This window comes from Micromonospora sp. NPDC049662 (genome assembly GCF_040675055.1).
In the GTDB taxonomy this organism is placed as follows: domain Bacteria; phylum Actinomycetota; class Actinomycetes; order Mycobacteriales; family Micromonosporaceae; genus Micromonospora.
This window is the reverse complement of the sequence record NZ_JBFAOC010000003.1, coordinates 196,423-212,102: the sequence shown is the minus strand read 5'-3', so window position 1 is coordinate 212,102 and position 15,680 is coordinate 196,423. Positions and strand designations below refer to the sequence as shown.

The following is a 15,680-nucleotide window of genomic DNA, read 5'->3' as shown; positions in this document are numbered from 1 at the left end:
ACGAACTCGACCGGGATCCTCTGGATGCACCCGGGAGCCTCCAATGGTTCCCTCGCTCCTCGGGTCTCGCTCGCCACCGACTGGTGAACAACAGCGGCGGGTCGGATGCCCCCGCCGCACCGTGGATCGAGCAGCTAGCCGGCGGTCGCGCGGACGTACGCCACGCACTCGTCGTGCAACGTCGACCAGTCCTCGCCGAACGCCTCGTCGGCGGCGGCCGCGAGCGTCGCACGGTCGTGCACCACGGCCTTGAAGAACGTCAACAGCCGCTCCGGCCCGAACCGGTCGACGAGGTGGCGGACGGCGAGGTAACCAACGCCGTAGCTGCCGCCGACCCGGTCGGCGGGCGCGTCGTCGGTCGGCGTGACGCCCTCCAACCGGCCGTCCCAACCGCCCTGGACCAGTTTGCGCACCTCAGCGAGCCCTTCGTACCGGTCGACCGGCCGACCGCCGGAACCCGAGAACTCGGCCAGCCCTTCGACGAGCCACCACGTCGTCTTGCCCGGGTATCCGCGCTCGGGCAGCGACGCGGCGTGGGTCAGCTCGTGCCGGAGCAGGTCATCGGCGCCGCTGCCGGGCAGCCCGTCGGCGTTGAGCACCACCTCGTGGTGGCCGCCACCGACCGTCACCGCGTAACCGCCGGTCCACTGTGGTCGCCCGCCGCCGTACCAGCGCTGCCACTCGGTGCGGCCGGCGTAGAAGATCCGGTAGCGGTCCGGGGGCGAGCCCGTCACGACGTACGTGTCGGCGACCTTCGCCGCCGCCTCGGCCTGGGTGAGCAGGGCGGGCAGCTTGCCGCGCAGCGCGGGTGTGGTGGCGACGATGGTCCGCGCGCCGACCGCCACGACCAGGTCGCTGATCTCCCACGGCCGGGTGCCGGTCTCGACGGACTTGGACTCCTCGACGGCGACCAGTCGGGGCGTGTCGCCGTTCTCCCGCCAGCGGGTGCCGATCAGCACCGGACTCGGTCGGCAGTCCGCCACGACGAAGCAGTACTGGAAGCGCACCAGTAGCCGCCACTCCCCCGGCCTGCCGACGACCGGCGTGGGCAGACCACTCGGCTCGGCCCGCCAGACGGTCACCTTGAGGGCGCGCAGGGCGGCGAATCGGCGGCGCAGGTCGGCGTGCGCGGCCGGATCGGCGATGGCGAGGAAGGCGGTGCGGTCGCCGCCGAGCAACGCCGTGGACTGCTGCCGGAGCTGCGCGGTCATCCGGTCGGACAACCCCCGTGCGACGGCGGTGGCCGGGTCGTCGGTGGCGGTGGCCCCGGCCCGGCTGAGCGTGGCCCGGCCGGCAGCCTCCCGGATGGCCCCAACCACCAGCACCGCCGGAAGACCGCAGCCCAGCAGCAGGACGACAACGACGAGTACGGTCCACAGCGGCCAGAGCCGCCGCGGTGCTGGCTGCTGCACCCCGTCAGTCACCCGCCGAAGGGTACGACCAATCGGCGAATCGGGCGAGGCCGACCCGGTCCGATCGGTCGGGTCAGGCCCCGCGAGCCGGCCACGAGCGGAACGCGGTGTCCAGCCCGGCGACCAACTGGTGGTACGACCGGTCGACCTCGCGGGGCAGACCGAAGCCGCCGGCGGCCTCCAGGGCGATGAAGCCGTGCAGGGCGCTGCGCAGGGCGCGGGTCGCGTCCACCGCGTCGTCGCCGGTGAGCCCGTAGCCGCGCAGCACCGCGAAGATGGCGCCCACCGCGCGTTCGCCGGCCTCGACGTGCTCCGGGTCGGACGGGTCGGGCACCCGCTGGGTTGTCGGGTAGCGCCCGGGGTGCCGGCGGGCGTACGCGCGGTAGGCGTCGGCCATCGCGCGCAGGGCGTCCCCCCCGGCCCGGCCGGCGGCGGCAGTGGTCAGCTCGGTCGCCAGCTCGGCGGTGGCGAGCGCGGCGAGCTTCTGGTTGAGCGCGTCGGCCCCACGGATGTGCTTGTAGAGGCTGGGCAGCGCGACGCCGAGTCGGCTGGCGAGCGCGGCGAGGGTGAGCTGTTCGTAGCCGACCTCGTCGGCGAGCCGGGCGGCCTCGCGCACCACGGCCTGCTGGTTGAGCCCGGCCCTAGGCACCGACACACACCCGGCTAGCTGTCATAGCCTGAAAGCTAACTCCGCTAGCCGGGCGCGTCAAGCGACGGTTACTTCTTGGAGATCAGGGCGCGGCCGAAGAAGACCAGGTTCGCCGGGCGCTCGGCGAGCCGACGCATCAGGTAGCCGTACCACTCGTCGCCGTACGGGACGTACGTGCGCACCGTGTAGCCCTCGCCGGCCAGCCGGGCCTGCTCCTCGGGACGGATGCCGTAGAGCATCTGGAACTCGAAGCGCTCCGGCCCCCGGTCGAACCAGCGCGCCCGGTCCTCGCCGATCGAGATCATCCGCGGGTCGTGCGTCGCCAGCATCGGGTACCCGTCGCCGGACATCAGGATGTTCATGCAGCGGACGTAGGACTTGTCCACCTCGCGGGCCGACTGGTAGGCCACCGACTCCGGCTCCTTGTAGGCGCCCTTGCACAGGCGCACCCGCGACCCGGCCGAGGACAGCTCCCGGCAGTCCGACTCGGTCCGCCGCAGGTACGCCTGGAGCACCGCCCCCGTCGACGGGAAGTCCTTGCGCAGCTTCGCCAGCACCTCCAACGTCGAGTCGGTGGTGGTGTGGTCCTCCATGTCCAGCGTGACCGTGGTGCCCGCCTTGTCGGCGGCCGCGCAGATCGCCCGCACGTTGTCGTACGCCAACTGTTCGTCGAACATCTGGCCCAGCGCGGAGAGCTTCACGCTCACCTCGGCGGCCGGCGTGAGCCCGGCCCCGGAGAGCATCGACAGCAGCTTCAGGTACTCGTCCCGGGTGGCCGTGGCCTGCTCGGGGGTGACGGTGTCCTCGCCCAGGTGGTCGAGGGTGACGGCCAGCCCGTCGTCGACGAGCCCGCGGGTCGCGCGCAACGCGTCGTCGGTGGCGGCGCCGGCGACGAACCGGCGGACGACGTCCCGGGTGTACGGGGCGGTCGCGACGAGCCGCTCGACCTGGGATGACCGGGAGGCGGCGAGGATGACGGAACGGAGCATGAGCCGAGCGTATCGCCCCTGCCAGGAGCCCCGCCCGGCGGCGGCTGCGCCTGCGGCGCTTGTGTAAGGAAGGGCCCCTTGTACAACAGATTCCGTTAACAAGGTGCCCTTCCTTGCCTGGGGCTGCGGCGCTGGCGTCGATCGGCTACAACGATGCCGTGAACCAAAGCCCCCACCGCCGGCTCCGGTCGGCCTCCGTGCAGCTCGGCGCGCTCACCGCTCTCGCGCTCGCCCTCTCCGGCTGCAACATGACCTCCGACGACGACGATGACGACTGCGCCCTCGGGCCGGTCGGTGGCGGTGGCACGGTCGCGCTGGGGATGCGGGTGTCCGCCCCCACCGCGGGGCGGACCGGCGGCGAGCCGACGACCGCCGCCCTGCCCGAGCGCGGCGGGTTCGGCACCCACCTCGCCTCCTGCGGCGGCTGACGTGCGGCGCGAGGCCGTGACGCCCCGGCCCGACTGGGACGCCACCATCCGGGCCCAGGGCCTGGTGTACGTCGACACCGAGCTGCCCGACGGCGGGATCATGTCGTACTGGGACGAGACCGCCGCGTACGCCTTCGACCTGGACGAGGTGCTGCGGCTGGAAGAGGCCACCGAGGAGCTGCACCGGATGTCGGTGGCCGCCGCGGAGTACGTGGTGGCCCAGCGCCGGTACGCCGAGTTCGGCATCCCGGAGTGGGCCGCGGAGGCGGTGGCCCGGTCCCTGCGCGAGGCGCCGCCCACCCTCTACGGGCGATTCGACCTGGCGTACGACGGCACCTGGCCGCCGAAGATGCTGGAGTACAACGCGGACACCCCGACGGCGCTCGTCGAGGCGAGCATCGTCCAGTGGTACTGGCTGGAGCAGACCCGCCCGGACCTGGACCAGTGGAACAGCCTGCACGAGCGGCTGGTCGGCGCCTGGGCCAAGATCGGCGCCGGGCTGCACGACCCCCGGGTGCACGTGCTCTGGTCGAACGAGGAGGAGTCGGGCGAGGACCACATGACCGCCGGCTACCTCGCCGAGACCGCCCGGCAGGCCGGCCTGGACGTCGCGCTGCAACCCATTCAGGAGATCGGCTGGGACGGCCGGCGCTTCGTCGACGCCGCCGACCGCCCGGTGACCACCTGCTTCAAGCTCTACCCGTGGGAGTGGATGCTCGCCGAGCCGTACGGGCCGCCGGCGCTGGCCCCGGGCACCCCGACCACCTGGATCGAGCCGGCCTGGAAGCTGCTGCTGTCCAACAAGGCGCTGCTCGCCATCCTCTGGGAGCTGTACCCGGGTCACGAGTTCCTGCTTCCGGCGTACCTCGACTCGCCGCGCGGCATGCCCGAGTACGTGGCCAAGCCCCTGCTCGGCCGCGAGGGCGGCTCGGTACGCATCGTCACCGCCGCCGAGGAGATCACCAACCCGGGGATCTACGGCGACGAGGGCTGGTGCTACCAGGAGTTTCGGGCGCTGCCGCAGTTCGACGGCAACCGGACGGTGTTGGGTAGCTGGATCGTCGACGGCGAGTCGGCCGGGTTGGGAGTCCGCGAGAGCGCGAGTCTGATCACCGACGGCTACGCGCGGTTCCTACCGCACTACATCGACGCGCCACGCGCCCCGTGAGTCGTCTACCGTTGGGGTGTGAACTTCGACGCGTACGCCCGGACCGGCGTTGACCTGGTCAACGCCCGCCTGGACGACCTCGACGACCTGCGGGCCCTGTTCCCCGACGACAACGCCTGGATGCGCGACGAGGTCGCCGACCGGGACGTCGCCATCTTCCGACGGGCTCAGAAGCGGTTGCGCGATGTCTTCGAGTACGGCACCTCGGGGCGCGACGCCCAGGCGGTGACCGAGCTGAACGCGCTGTTGGAGGCGTTCCCGGTCCAGCCGCGCATCTCCGGGCACGACTCCAGTGACTGGCACATGCACGTGACCAGCCGGGGTGCCTCGGTCAGCGCCGAATACCTGGCCGGCGCGGTCTGGGGGCTCTCGGTGTGGCTCTGCGAGTACGGCAGCGCCCGCTTCGGGGTCTGCGCCGACGAGCGGTGCGGCAACGTCTACCTGGACACGTCGTCCAACTGCTGCCGGCGGTTCTGCTCCGAGCGCTGCGCCACCCGCTCGCATGTGGCGGCGCACCGGGCCCGCAAGCGGGCCGCGGTCGGCGAGCAGGCGCCGGTCGCCCCGCAGCCGACCTCGACCGCTGAGTCGCTGACCCCGGTCAGTTGACCGGGGCCACCGGTCAGACGTCGACCGGTGACGGCGCGGTGAGGTGCTCGCGGGCGAACTCGAGCGAAGTCCGCAGGTCCGCCTCGCGCACCGCGCGGCTCTTCGCGCCCCGGGTCGCCACCTCGACGGCCACCGCGCCGGTGAAGCCCCGGCCGGCCAGCGAGGAGAGCAGCTCCCCGCAGGGCTGGGTGCCGCGTCCGGGCACCAGGTGCTCGTCACGGCCCTCGCCGGTGCCGTCGCCCAGGTGCACGTGGGCGAGCCCCGCGCCCATCCGGTCGGCCATCGCGAGGGGGTCACTGTGCGAGGCCGCGCAGTGGGAAAGATCCAGGGTGTACGACGGGTAGCCGGTGTCGGTGGGATCCCATCCGGGGACGTACGGGACGAACTGCCGGCCCGCCATGCGCACCGGGTACATGTTCTCCACGGCGAAGCGGAGCCCGGAGAACCGCTCCTCGACTCTGGCCAGCCCCTCGGCGAACCCGCGCGCGTAGTCGCGCTGCCAGGTGAACGGCGGGTGCACCACCACCGTCGGCGCACCGAGCGTCTCGGCCAGCTCGGCGGCCTTGCGCAACCGCTGCCACGGGTCCGGGCTCCACACCCGCTGCGTCACCAGGAGACAGGGCGCGTGCACCGAGAGCACCGGAACGCCGTAGTGCGCCGACAGGCCGCGCAACGCGCCCGCGTCCTGGCTGACGACGTCGGTCCACACCATCACCTCGACGCCGTCGTAGCCGAGCGCCGCGGCCAGCTGAAACGCCGCAGCGGTCGGCTCGGGGAAGACCGACGAGCTGGACAGGAGCACGGGGACTCGGGACGTCACACCTGCCAGCCTAGCCCGGCTGTCACGGGGTCATCAGGACGAGCATCGGCAAACCCGTCGGCGGCCCAGGGGCGGTCACATCGGTTCGAGTTGATCGAGCCGACGGAGGATGACCCCCTCGCGCAGGGCCCACGGGCAGATGTCCATGGCATCCAGGTCGAGCCGGCGCATCACCGCCTCGGCGACCACCGCGCCCGCCAACAGTTGGTGGGCCCGGCCCGCGCCGACGCCCTCCAACTCCATCAACTGCGCGGGCGTCATGTGCCGGATGAAGCCGATGATCTGCCGCAGGCCGGCACGGGTCAGCCTGCGGTGCACCCAGAGGCCGGCGCCGGACGGTGCCGCGCCGGCCAGTCGCGCCAGGGTGCGGAACGTCTTCGAGGTGGCGGCCACCCGGTCCCAGCCCACCTCGGTCATCTGGTCGACCACCTTGTCCAGCCGGCTGTCGACGTACTCCCGTAGCTTGGCGACGGCCTCGGCGGACGACGGCGTGGTGCTGGCCGGGTCGACCCGCAGTTGCTCGCGGGTGAGACGCCCGGCGCCCAGCGGCAGCGAGACCGCCACGTCCGGGTCCTCGTCGATTCCGGCAGCGATCTCCAGGGAGCCGCCACCGATGTCGAGCACCAGCAGACGCCCCGCCGACCAGCCGAACCAGCGCCGTACCGCCAGGAACGTCATCCGTGCCTCGTCCGCGCCGGAGAGCACCTCCAGGCGTACGCCGGTCTCGTCACGGACCCGGGCGAGCACGTCGGCCGCGTTGGTGGCGTCGCGGACCGCGGAGGTGGCGAACGCGATCAGGTCGTCGGCCTCCAGCCCGGTCGCCGCCGCCCTGGCCATGCCGACCGCCTTGACCAGGCTGTCCGCACCCACCTCGGTCAACGCCCCGTCCGGACCGATCTGTTCGGCGAGACGCAGGACGACCTTCTCCGAGTGGGCCGGCCAGGGGTGCGCGCCGTGATGCGCGTCGACCACCAGCAGGTGCACCGTGTTGGATCCGACGTCGAGGACACCCAGTCGCATGGTGAAGACCCTAGGTGCAACACGTTCGTGCGGCTCGTCGGCCCGCGGACGGCACCACGCGTACGCTGGTCCGGGTGACGATGGAGCTCCGCGTGCTGGTGGACGACCCGGGGGACCCGCGCAGCCGTGAGGTGCCGCTGGACTTTCCCCGGGAGTGGATCGAGTTCGCCGACCCGGCGGACGAGACCCACCTGATCCGGGCCGACCTGACCTGGCTGCTCTCCCGCTGGACCTGCATCTTCGGCCAGGGCTGCCACGGCATCATCGCCGGCCGGGCCGCCGATGGCTGCTGCTCGCACGGGGCGTTCTTCACCGACCCGGACGACGAGAAGCGGGTCCGCCGCGCCGTCAAGCTGCTCACCCCGTCGACCTGGCAGCACTTCCAGCGCGGGTTCAAGAACTGGACCGACGAGGACACGATCGACGGCAAGAACCCCGCTCGCCGCACCGCCACCCAGGGCGCCGACGGGCCGTGCGTCTTCCTCAACGACGCCGACTTCGTCGGCGGGGGTGGTTGCGCGCTGCACGCCCAGGCGCTGCGCGACGGGGTGCACCCGCTCGAATACAAGCCGGACGTCTGCTGGCAGCTCCCCATCCGGCGTGACCAGGACTGGGTGAAGCGTCCGGACAACACCAAGGTGTTGGTCTCCACCCTGTCCGAGTTCGACCGGCGGGGCTGGGGCGCCGGTGGGCACGACCTCGACTGGTGGTGCACCTCGTCGACCGACGCGCACGTCGGGGCCGAGCCGATGTACCTGTCGTACGGCCCGGAGCTGACCGCGCTGATCGGCGCGGCGGCGTACGAGCGGCTGGCCGAACTGTGCGCGGCCCGGGTACGACAGGGCCTGGTCGCCCCCCACCCCGCCGACGATCTCTAGCCGATCTTGGTAGCACTGTTGCTACCATATTCGGATGGCAATGACCCTCCGGCTGGATGACGAACGCGAACGGCGACTCCGTCTCGTCGCGGACGAGGAGGACCGATCCATGCACGCCGTCGTGGTCACCGCCATCGACGACTACTTGGCGCGACGGAACGCCAAGGAGTTCGGCGACCTCGCCGACGAGATCATCGAACGACACGCCACCCTGCTCGCGCGCCTGGCCGAGTGATGGCAGAGGTTCGATACCCCACGCTCGCCGATGTGGCCGGCATCGCCCGCAAGCTCGGCGTGGGGATCAGGGACGCCGGCCTCGTGGAGTCGGCGGTGGCTCGGCCGAGAACGAGCGTCTTCGGCGAAGACGCCTACCCCGATCTCTGGACCAAAGCGGCAGCGCTGCTGCACTCACTGGCGAACAACCACCCGTTCGTGGACGGCAACAAACGGATTAGCTGGATCGTGACTGTCGCCTTCCTGTTGCAGAACCGCACCGTCAGCATCGACCAGCTCGACGAGACCGATCAGGACGTCGCGTACGACCTCGTCATCGGCGTGGCGGAGAGTCGCCTGACGGAAGTCTCCGAAATCGCCGCCGCCCTGCGCAAACTGTTCTGAGCACACGAAGTCAGTCGAGGGCGGCATCGACGAGTGTGCGGGCGGTCTGCTTCGCGGCCTCGGCGATCGCCGGATCGCCGTCCAGCACGCCGCCGGCGAGCCCACCGTCGAGCAGCAGGGTGAGCTGCCGGGCGAGCAGTTCCGGGTCGGCCGCCCCGGCCTTGCGGGCCAGCTCGGTCACCCAGGCCCGGACGACCGTCTTGTGCTCCACCGTCCGGGCGTGCACCGGACCGCCGGCGGGCGACTCGGCGGCCGTGTTGATGAAGGCGCAACCGTGGTAGCCGTCCCGACGACAGGCACTGACGAGGGCGTCGAACATCCCGACGAGCTGGTCGCGCGGCTCGTCGCCGGCCTCGCGGGCCGCCGCCCGCAGCGCGCCGAACCACGCCTGGTCGACCCGGTCCAGGTACGCCAGCACGAGGTCGTCCTTGCGCGGGAAGTGCTTGTAGAGCGTCGCCTTGGCCACGCCCGACTCGGCGATGACCGTGTCGACCCCGACGCCGCGTGGCCCGTGCGCGTAGAACAGCCGGAACGCGGTGTCCAGGATCCGGTCCCGGGCCGAGCCGGCCGGCGTGCGGTGCACGGGCATCGGCACTCCCTCATCGTTGCTGGTGACGGGCACGATTTTACAGACAGCTCGGTCTACAGACAGCTCCGTCTGCTGCCGCTCGGTCTGCTGCCGCTCGGTCTGCTGCCGCTCGTCGGTCCGCCGCCGGGGCTGACGGTGTCCTCGACTCCTGTCGAGCTGCCCCAGATATGGGGCTGAGCCGTCGAGGCCAAGCCGTCGAGGCCAAGCCGTCGAGGCTGAAACCTTTTCAGCCGCAGCGCGCTCGACCGCCGCCCCATATCCGGGGCAGCTCGACACGGCACAAGGGATAAGCGCCCTACCGCGCCGAACCCGCGCCGCCCCATTTTTCGGGCAGCTCGACACGGCACGAGGGATAACTGCCCCCTCCCCCGCCGCACCGCAGCCCAACCCCCCGCCGCCACATCTTCAGGGCAACTCGTCACGGGGCGAGGGATAGGCGCCGCGCCGCAGCCCGGACCCCGCAGCCCCATCCCCGGGGGCAACTCGACACGGGGGAAGGGACGGGCGCGATGCCAGCGTCCATGAGGGACAGCGGTAGACAGACCTGTCTGTTAGCCTACGGACAGTCGGCGCGAGGCCACCGCGCCCGAGTGGAGGATCGATCGACATGCGCATCGCAGTTCTCGGCACCGGCTCGGTGGGACAGACCATCGCGGCCCGCACGGCGGAGCTGGGCCACCAGGTCACCATCGGCACCCGGGACGTCGCGGCCACGCGGGCCGGCGCCTACGCCGCCTGGGCCGCCGAGCACCCCGAGGTCGGCCTGGAGACCATGGCCGTGGCGGCGGCCGACGCCGAACTGGTCGTCAACGCCACCAGTGGCACCGGATCCCTGCCGGCACTAACCGCGGCCGGCGCGGCGAACCTGGCCGGCAAGGTCCTGCTCGACATCGCCAACCCGCTCGACTTCAGCGCGGGTTTCCCGCCCGTTCTGACGGTCAACGACACCGACTCCCTGGCCGAACGGATCCAGCGGGAGTTCCCGCAGGCCAAGGTCGTCAAGTCGCTCAACACGCTCACCGCGGAGCTGATGGTGCGTCCGCGCCAGCTCGCCGACGGCGACCACAGCGTCTTCGTCTCCGGCGACGACGCGGAGGCGAAGCGCATCGTCACCGACCTGCTCGTCAGCTTCGGGCACACCGACGTCATCGACCTCGGTGACCTCTCCACGGCCCGGGGCACCGAGATGCTGATGCCACTCTGGCTGCGGCTCTACGGCCGGCTCGACACCGCCATCTTCAACGTCAAGGTCGTCCGCTGAGCGGACGCCGACAGCCCGAAGGGGGTCCACGCCGGGCGCGGACCCCCTTCGGATCGGCCGATCACGGCTCGAACTTGTAGCCCAGACCCCGCACGGTGACGATGAAACGCGGCGCCGACGGCTCTGGCTCGATCTTGGAGCGCAGCCGCTTCACGTGCACGTCCAGCGTCTTGGTGTCACCGACGTAGTCGGCGCCCCACACCCGGTCGATGAGCTGGCCCCGGGTCAACACCCGGCCCGCGTTGCGGAGCAGCAGTTCCAGCAACTCGAACTCCTTGAGCGGCAGCTGCACGGCACCGCCCTCGACCGTCACGACGTGCCGCTCGATGTCCATCCGCACCGGGCCGGCGGCCAGCGTCGGAGCGCCCGCCTCGGCGACCTCCGGGCTCTGCCGCCGCAGCACCGCCCGGATGCGGGCGACCAACTCCCGAGGGGAGTACGGCTTGGTGACGTAGTCGTCGGCGCCGATCTCCAGGCCGACCACCTTGTCGATCTCGCTGTCCCGCGCGGTGACCATGATGATCGGCACGGCCGAGCGCTGCCGGAGCTGCCGGCACACCTCGGTCCCCGACATCTCGGGCAACATCAGGTCGAGCAGCACGATGTCGGCGCCGGTTCGGTCGAACTCGGTGAGGGCGTCGGTGCCGGTCGCGGCGACCGAGACCTCGAAGCCCTCCTTACGGAGCATGTACGACAGGGCGTCGGAGAACGACTCCTCGTCCTCGACCACCAGAACGCGGCTCAACGGGGATTTCCTTTCCATTGCTGTCAGACCTGCCGAAGCTCGGCCGGACCGGCCTCGATCCCAACCGGCGGCAGTGTCGCCAGCAGGTCGTCAGGTGGGCTGGCGGGCAACCGTAGGGTGAACGTCGATCCACCCCCAAGAGTGCTCGACACCTCCACCCGACCGCCATGGTTGCTCGCGATGTGTTTCACGATGGCCAGGCCGAGCCCGGTGCCACCGGTGGCACGTGAGCGGGCCTGGTCGGCCCGGTAGAACCGCTCGAAGATCCGGTCCACGTCCGTCGGGGCGATGCCGATGCCCTGGTCGGCGACCGCGACCTCGACATGTTCGCCGTCACCGCGGAGGGTGACCCGCACCGTGGTGTCCTCGCCCGAGTAGTTGATGGCGTTCTCCACCAGGTTCGCCACCGCCGTGGCGAGCTGGCTGTCGCTGCCGTACGCGGTGAGACCGCGCTCGCCGTCGACAGTGACCTCGACCCCCCGGGCGGCAGCCGTGGTCCGGGTGCGGTCGACCACCTCGGCGATCACCCAGTCGAGCGCGACCGGCTCCGGCGGCGGCTGCGGCTCGGCGCCCTGGAGCCGGGTCAGCTCCAGCAGCTCCTGCACCAGCCGGCCCAGCCGGGTCGACTCGTGCTGGATCCGTTCGGCGAACCGGCGGGCGGCGACCAGGTCCTCGGAGAGGTCCGGCGCCGTGGCGTCGGCCGGCTCGGTGGCGTCCAGCAGCGCCTCGGCGAGCAGTTGCAGCGCCCCGATCGGGGTCTTCAGCTCGTGACTGACGTTCGCCACGAAGTCCCGCCGGACCCGGGTCAGCCGGTGTGACTCGGTCACGTCGACAGCCTCGACGGCGATGAAGCCGTTTCCGAGACCCATGGCCCGCAGGTGCACGCCCAGCGGGTTCTCCCCCGCGCTGTCGCGGCCTCGGGGCAGATCCAGCTCGATCTCGCGCCGCACGCCGGTGCGCCGCACCTGACCCGCGAGGGTACGGATCAACGGGTGCGCGGCGATCGAACCCGGTGTGCTGCCGGTCCGTAGGAGCCCCATGGCGCGGGCGGCCGGGTTGATCAGGACGGGGACGTCGTCGTCGTCCAGTACCACGACACCGGCGCGGAGCGAATCGATCGTCCGACGGCCGAGCCCGGCCTGCTGCGAGTCGGCTATCGCGGGCCTCCCTGTGCTCCAGCGGGAGCTCGCGCTACCCGTCGACGTGGAGCCGCCGCGCGCCGGCAGGAACCGGGGCAGCAGGACACCGACGACCACTCCGGCCGCCAACGCCACGGCCACCACGACCGCCACTGCCCACTCCACCCGGCGATCGTAGGGTCATTGTTAACCTGGCTACCACACAGAACGGGACGAATCACCCTCACTTCCGAAAGTGTTCACCCCCACGTCTGGCGTCGTTCACCCTGGTTCATCCGGGGTCCGTCAACGCCCCCTACCGTTGGCGTCGCACCTGCTCAACCCCTGCGCCGACACCCGTCGGCGGCGACCGACCACAGGACGTGATGATGCGCGACGAGTTCCGGGCCGACCTTCAGATCGTCAGCCAACTGCTGGTGGACATGGCGGAGGGCATCCGCGCCGCCATGCGCCAGGCCACCCGGGCCCTGCTCACGGCCGACCGGCAGGCCGCCGAGACGGTCATCGAGCGGGACGCCGAGATCGACGACCTCTACCGGCACGTCGAGGAGCGGGTGTGTGACCTGCTCGCCCGGCAGGCGCCGGTCGCCTCCGACCTCCGGGCAATGATCACCGCGCTGCACGTGGCGGCCGATCTGGAGCGGATGGGTGACCTCGCCGAGCACGTGGCGAAGACCGCGCTGCGCCGGCACCCCTCCCCGGCTGTTCCGGCCGAGCTGCGGACGGTCTTCACCGAGATGTCCGACATCGCCGACCGGATGGCCGCCAAGATCGGTTCCGTGCTGGCTAAGCCCGACGTCGACCTCGCCGCCGAGTTGGACCGCGACGACGACGCCATGGACGAGCTGCACAAGAGCCTGTTCGCGGTGCTGCTCGGCGACGACTGGCCGTACGGGGTGGAGACCGCGATCGACGCCACCCTGCTGGGCCGGTTCTACGAGCGCTTCGCCGACCACGCGGTGAACGCCGGCGAGCACGTGATCTACCTGATCACCGGCGAGAACACAACCACCGCCAGCTGAAGTGCAAGGAAGGGCCCCTTGTTATCGCTTTTTGCATAACAAGGGGCCCTTCCTTGCACTTAGCGGCCCTGGTTGGCGACCGCGGCGGCGGCTTCCTTCGCTGCCGTCGGGTCGAGGTAGGTGCCGCCCAGGGTGAGCGGGCGCAGCTGCGGGTCGAGGTCGTAGCGCAGCGGGATACCGGTCGGGATGTTGAGCTTGGCGATCGCCTCGTCGGAGATCTGGTCGAGGTGCTTCACCAGGGCGCGCAGCGAGTTGCCGTGCGCGGCCACCAGCACCGTACGGCCGGCCAGGATGTCGGGCACGATCGAGTCGTACCAGTACGGAAGCATCCGCTCGACGACGTCCTTGAGGCACTCGGTACGCGGCATCAGCTCGGTCGGCAGCAGCGCGTACCGCGGGTCACCCACCTGCGACCACTCGTCGTCGTCCGCGATGGGCGGCGGCGGGGTGTCGTACGACCGGCGCCAGAGCATGAACTGCTCCTCGCCGTACTCGTCAAGGGTCTGCTTCTTGTTCTTGCCCTGTAGGGCGCCGTAGTGGCGCTCGTTGAGCCGCCAGGACCGGCGCACGGCGATCCAGTTCCGGTCGGCGGCGTTGAGCGCCAGCTCGGCGGTGCGGATAGCCCGGCGCATAACGCTGGTGTGCACGACGTCCGGCAGCAGGCTGTGCTCGCGCAGCAGCTCGCCGCCCCGCCGTGCCTCGCCCTCGCCCTTCTCGGTCAGGTCGACGTCCACCCAGCCGGTGAAGAGGTTCTTGGCGTTCCAGTCACTCTCGCCGTGCCGCAACAGGACCAGCGTCCCGACGGTGGGCCCCTCGCTCGCAGTCATGCGGATCATCCTGCCTCAACCCGGTTGCGGACACGCGGGCACCCGTCGTGACGACCACCACGTGAAAAAGCGGGTGACCTGCGATTCCGGCCGGCACTAGGGTTGGTAAGGCACGGCAGTCAGATCGGTCATTACTTGTAAGCGGGGGCACCACGTGCGGACGATGCGGAGCTGGTTCACGGACACCACCGGGGGCCTACCCAGGACCTTCTGGTACCTGTGGTCCGGCACCCTGATCAACCGGCTCGGCTCGTTCGTCCTCGTGTTCCTCGCCATCTACCTGACCCAGGAACGTGGCTTCTCGCCGTCTCAGGCTGGCCTGGTGCTCGGTCTCTGGGGCGTCGGCGGCGCGGTCGGCACCACCGCCGGCGGGGCCCTCGCGGACCGGTGGGGCCGCCGGCCGACGCTGCTCACCGCGCATGTGGGCGCGGCGACCATGATGCTCGCCCTCGGGCTGGCCCGGGAACTCTGGGCGGTCGCGCTGGGCGCCCTGCTGCTCGGCATGTTCGCCGAGGCCGCCCGCCCGGCGTTCGGGGCCATGATGATCGACGTGGTACCGGCGAAGGACCGGCTGCGCGCCTTCTCGCTCAACTACTGGGCCATCAACCTCGGCTTCGCCTGCGCCGCCATCCTCGCCGGTCTCGCCGCGCAGGCCGACTACCTGCTGCTGTTCGTGGTCGACGCGGGCACGATGCTGATCACCGCGCTGATCATCTTCGTGCGGGTGCCGGAGACGAGCCACGGCGGATTTCCCGTCGCCGCGACCACCGCCCCGCGCGGCGCCCTGCGCACGATCCTCGCCGACCGGGTCTTTCTCGGCTTCGTGACGCTGAACCTGTTCGCCGCGCTGGTGTTCCTCCAGCACATCTCGATGCTGCCGATCGCCATGGGCGACTCCGGCCTGAGCCCGGCCACGTACGGCTCGGTGATCGCCCTCAACGGTCTCCTCATCGTCGTCGGCCAGCTTTTCGTGCCCCGGCTGATCCGGGGGCGCAACCGCTCGCAGGTGCTCGCCGTCGCCGCCGTGGTGATGGGCGTCGGGTTCGGGCTGACCGCGTTCGCGGGTAGCGCCTGGTTCTACGGGCTGACCGTGTTGATCTGGACGGTCGGCGAGATGCTGAACTCGCCGTCGAACTCCACGCTGATCGCCGAGCTCTCCCCGGCCGAACTGCGCGGTCGGTACCAGGGCGTGTTCGGCCTCTCCTGGCAGATCGCCGGTGCGAGCGCGCCGATCCTGGGCGGTCTGGTGCGTGAGCACGTCGGCAATGCGGCGCTGTGGCTCGGCTGCGCCGCGATCGGCGTGCTGACGGCGGTGGCCCACCTGGCGTCCGGCCCCGCCCGCGAGCGGCGGGCCACCGCGCTGCGGCACGCCGCCGAGGTCGCGGCGCCGGTGGGCACCCGTTCGCCGCAGCCCGCCGAGGCCGCGGCCTGAGTCCGGTACGACCACCGCGCGCAGGCCCGACTACCGTTCAGGAGAAACGGTTAAGAAACTGAACTGTCGGGAGGTCG

General features: G+C 71.2%; 18 protein-coding genes. 9 read left to right on the top strand and 9 right to left on the bottom strand.

From position 1 onward, the window contains the following. Nucleotides 1–134: 134 nt before the first annotated feature. The 3 genes from AB0J36_RS04175 to AB0J36_RS04165 form a co-directional block, all read right to left on the bottom strand. Nucleotides 135–1,424 carry a hypothetical protein gene (locus AB0J36_RS04175; RefSeq protein WP_363660103.1) on the bottom strand — a complete coding sequence of 430 codons (1,290 nt, stop codon included), beginning with the start codon at nucleotides 1,422–1,424 and terminating at the stop codon, nucleotides 135–137. A gap of 61 nt (nucleotides 1,425–1,485) precedes the next feature. Beyond that, on the bottom strand, nucleotides 1,486–2,061 hold the full coding sequence (locus AB0J36_RS04170) for a WHG domain-containing protein (RefSeq protein WP_357129152.1): 576 nt from the start codon (nucleotides 2,059–2,061) through the stop codon (nucleotides 1,486–1,488). 68 nt (nucleotides 2,062–2,129) lie between these two features. After that, a complete protein-coding gene (locus AB0J36_RS04165) occupies nucleotides 2,130–3,050 on the bottom strand; it encodes a proline dehydrogenase family protein (protein WP_355050821.1) in 921 nt (306 codons plus the stop codon). A gap of 158 nt (nucleotides 3,051–3,208) precedes the next feature. On the opposite strand from AB0J36_RS04165, the gene AB0J36_RS04160 reads away from it, so the two are divergent. The 3 genes from AB0J36_RS04160 to AB0J36_RS04150 are packed head-to-tail and all read left to right on the top strand — an operon-like array spanning nucleotide 3,209 to nucleotide 5,252. Beyond that, nucleotides 3,209–3,478, top strand: a complete 270-nt coding sequence (locus AB0J36_RS04160; RefSeq protein WP_357172353.1) for a hypothetical protein — start codon at nucleotides 3,209–3,211, stop codon at nucleotides 3,476–3,478. A 1-nt stretch (nucleotide 3,479) separates the two neighbouring features. Then, a complete protein-coding gene (locus tag AB0J36_RS04155; RefSeq protein WP_357129146.1) occupies nucleotides 3,480–4,646 on the top strand; it encodes a glutathionylspermidine synthase family protein in 1,167 nt (388 codons plus the stop codon). 18 nt (nucleotides 4,647–4,664) lie between these two features. Continuing rightward, nucleotides 4,665–5,252 carry a CGNR zinc finger domain-containing protein gene (locus AB0J36_RS04150; RefSeq protein WP_357129143.1) on the top strand — a complete coding sequence of 196 codons (588 nt, stop codon included), beginning with the start codon at nucleotides 4,665–4,667 and terminating at the stop codon, nucleotides 5,250–5,252. A 13-nt stretch (nucleotides 5,253–5,265) separates the two neighbouring features. Here the strand turns inward: AB0J36_RS04150 and AB0J36_RS04145 are convergent, their stop codons facing one another. Both AB0J36_RS04145 and AB0J36_RS04140 read right to left on the bottom strand, forming a co-directional pair. Beyond that, the gene (locus AB0J36_RS04145) at nucleotides 5,266–6,072 is read right to left on the bottom strand and encodes a sugar phosphate isomerase/epimerase (RefSeq protein ID WP_357129140.1); all 807 of its coding nucleotides are present in this window, start codon (nucleotides 6,070–6,072) and stop codon (nucleotides 5,266–5,268) included. 75 nt (nucleotides 6,073–6,147) lie between these two features. Beyond that, nucleotides 6,148–7,092 carry a Ppx/GppA phosphatase family protein gene (locus AB0J36_RS04140; protein WP_357129137.1) on the bottom strand — a complete coding sequence of 315 codons (945 nt, stop codon included), beginning with the start codon at nucleotides 7,090–7,092 and terminating at the stop codon, nucleotides 6,148–6,150. An 80-nt stretch (nucleotides 7,093–7,172) separates the two neighbouring features. Between AB0J36_RS04140 and AB0J36_RS04135 the strand changes: the two genes are divergently transcribed. Genes AB0J36_RS04135 through AB0J36_RS04125 form a run of 3 tightly spaced genes read left to right on the top strand, consistent with a single transcriptional unit; the run spans nucleotide 7,173 to nucleotide 8,588 of the window. Further along, a complete protein-coding gene (locus tag AB0J36_RS04135; protein ID WP_357129255.1) occupies nucleotides 7,173–7,970 on the top strand; it encodes a hypothetical protein in 798 nt (265 codons plus the stop codon). Between the two features lie 34 nt (nucleotides 7,971–8,004). Beyond that, nucleotides 8,005–8,205, top strand: a complete 201-nt coding sequence (locus AB0J36_RS04130; protein WP_355050827.1) for a hypothetical protein — start codon at nucleotides 8,005–8,007, stop codon at nucleotides 8,203–8,205. 32 nt (nucleotides 8,206–8,237) lie between these two features. Continuing rightward, nucleotides 8,238–8,588, top strand: a complete 351-nt coding sequence (locus AB0J36_RS04125; protein WP_357129134.1) for a type II toxin-antitoxin system death-on-curing family toxin — start codon at nucleotides 8,238–8,240, stop codon at nucleotides 8,586–8,588. Nucleotides 8,589–8,598: 10 nt separating this feature from the next. On the opposite strand, the gene AB0J36_RS04120 is transcribed toward AB0J36_RS04125, so the two are convergent. Further along, nucleotides 8,599–9,177: a TetR/AcrR family transcriptional regulator gene (locus AB0J36_RS04120; protein WP_363660102.1), complete on the bottom strand. Its 579-nt coding sequence runs from the start codon at nucleotides 9,175–9,177 to the stop codon at nucleotides 8,599–8,601. Between the two features lie 607 nt (nucleotides 9,178–9,784). Between AB0J36_RS04120 and AB0J36_RS04115 the strand changes: the two genes are divergently transcribed. Beyond that, nucleotides 9,785–10,438: an NAD(P)-binding domain-containing protein gene (locus tag AB0J36_RS04115; RefSeq protein ID WP_357129129.1), complete on the top strand. Its 654-nt coding sequence runs from the start codon at nucleotides 9,785–9,787 to the stop codon at nucleotides 10,436–10,438. Nucleotides 10,439–10,499: 61 nt separating this feature from the next. Here AB0J36_RS04115 and AB0J36_RS04110 read toward each other — a convergent pair whose 3' ends face one another. Both AB0J36_RS04110 and AB0J36_RS04105 read right to left on the bottom strand, forming a co-directional pair. Continuing rightward, nucleotides 10,500–11,183, bottom strand: a complete 684-nt coding sequence (locus tag AB0J36_RS04110; protein ID WP_039906992.1) for a response regulator transcription factor — start codon at nucleotides 11,181–11,183, stop codon at nucleotides 10,500–10,502. 23 nt (nucleotides 11,184–11,206) lie between these two features. Then, nucleotides 11,207–12,487, bottom strand: coding sequence for an ATP-binding protein (locus tag AB0J36_RS04105; RefSeq protein WP_363660101.1), 1,281 nt, complete (start codon nucleotides 12,485–12,487; stop codon nucleotides 11,207–11,209). A gap of 203 nt (nucleotides 12,488–12,690) precedes the next feature. Between AB0J36_RS04105 and phoU the strand changes: the two genes are divergently transcribed. Next, complete coding sequence (phoU, locus tag AB0J36_RS04100) at nucleotides 12,691–13,344, top strand: phosphate signaling complex protein PhoU (protein WP_355050832.1); 654 nt, start codon at nucleotides 12,691–12,693, stop codon at nucleotides 13,342–13,344. Nucleotides 13,345–13,403: 59 nt separating this feature from the next. On the opposite strand, the gene AB0J36_RS04095 is transcribed toward phoU, so the two are convergent. Beyond that, a complete protein-coding gene (locus AB0J36_RS04095; RefSeq protein ID WP_355050833.1) occupies nucleotides 13,404–14,171 on the bottom strand; it encodes a phosphoglyceromutase in 768 nt (255 codons plus the stop codon). Nucleotides 14,172–14,325: 154 nt separating this feature from the next. On the opposite strand from AB0J36_RS04095, the gene AB0J36_RS04090 reads away from it, so the two are divergent. Further along, nucleotides 14,326–15,603 carry an MFS transporter gene (locus AB0J36_RS04090; protein WP_357172365.1) on the top strand — a complete coding sequence of 426 codons (1,278 nt, stop codon included), beginning with the start codon at nucleotides 14,326–14,328 and terminating at the stop codon, nucleotides 15,601–15,603. The last annotated feature ends 77 nt before the right edge of the window (nucleotides 15,604–15,680 follow it).

What these genes read in the sequence shown, in the direction of transcription:
- AB0J36_RS04165 (WP_355050821.1), bottom strand. Translation starts at nt 3,050, where the DNA reads ATGCTCCGTTCCGTCATCCTCGCCGCCTCCCGGTCATCCCAGGTCGAG.
- AB0J36_RS04135 (WP_357129255.1), top strand. Translation starts at nt 7,173, where the DNA reads ATGGAGCTCCGCGTGCTGGTGGACGACCCGGGGGACCCGCGCAGCCGT.
- AB0J36_RS04130 (WP_355050827.1), top strand. Translation starts at nt 8,005, where the DNA reads ATGGCAATGACCCTCCGGCTGGATGACGAACGCGAACGGCGACTCCGT.
- phoU (WP_355050832.1), top strand. Translation starts at nt 12,691, where the DNA reads ATGCGCGACGAGTTCCGGGCCGACCTTCAGATCGTCAGCCAACTGCTG.
- AB0J36_RS04140 (WP_357129137.1), bottom strand. Translation starts at nt 7,092, where the DNA reads ATGCGACTGGGTGTCCTCGACGTCGGATCCAACACGGTGCACCTGCTG.
- AB0J36_RS04120 (WP_363660102.1), bottom strand. Translation starts at nt 9,177, where the DNA reads ATGCCCGTGCACCGCACGCCGGCCGGCTCGGCCCGGGACCGGATCCTG.
- AB0J36_RS04095 (WP_355050833.1), bottom strand. Translation starts at nt 14,171, where the DNA reads ATGACTGCGAGCGAGGGGCCCACCGTCGGGACGCTGGTCCTGTTGCGG.
- AB0J36_RS04115 (WP_357129129.1), top strand. Translation starts at nt 9,785, where the DNA reads ATGCGCATCGCAGTTCTCGGCACCGGCTCGGTGGGACAGACCATCGCG.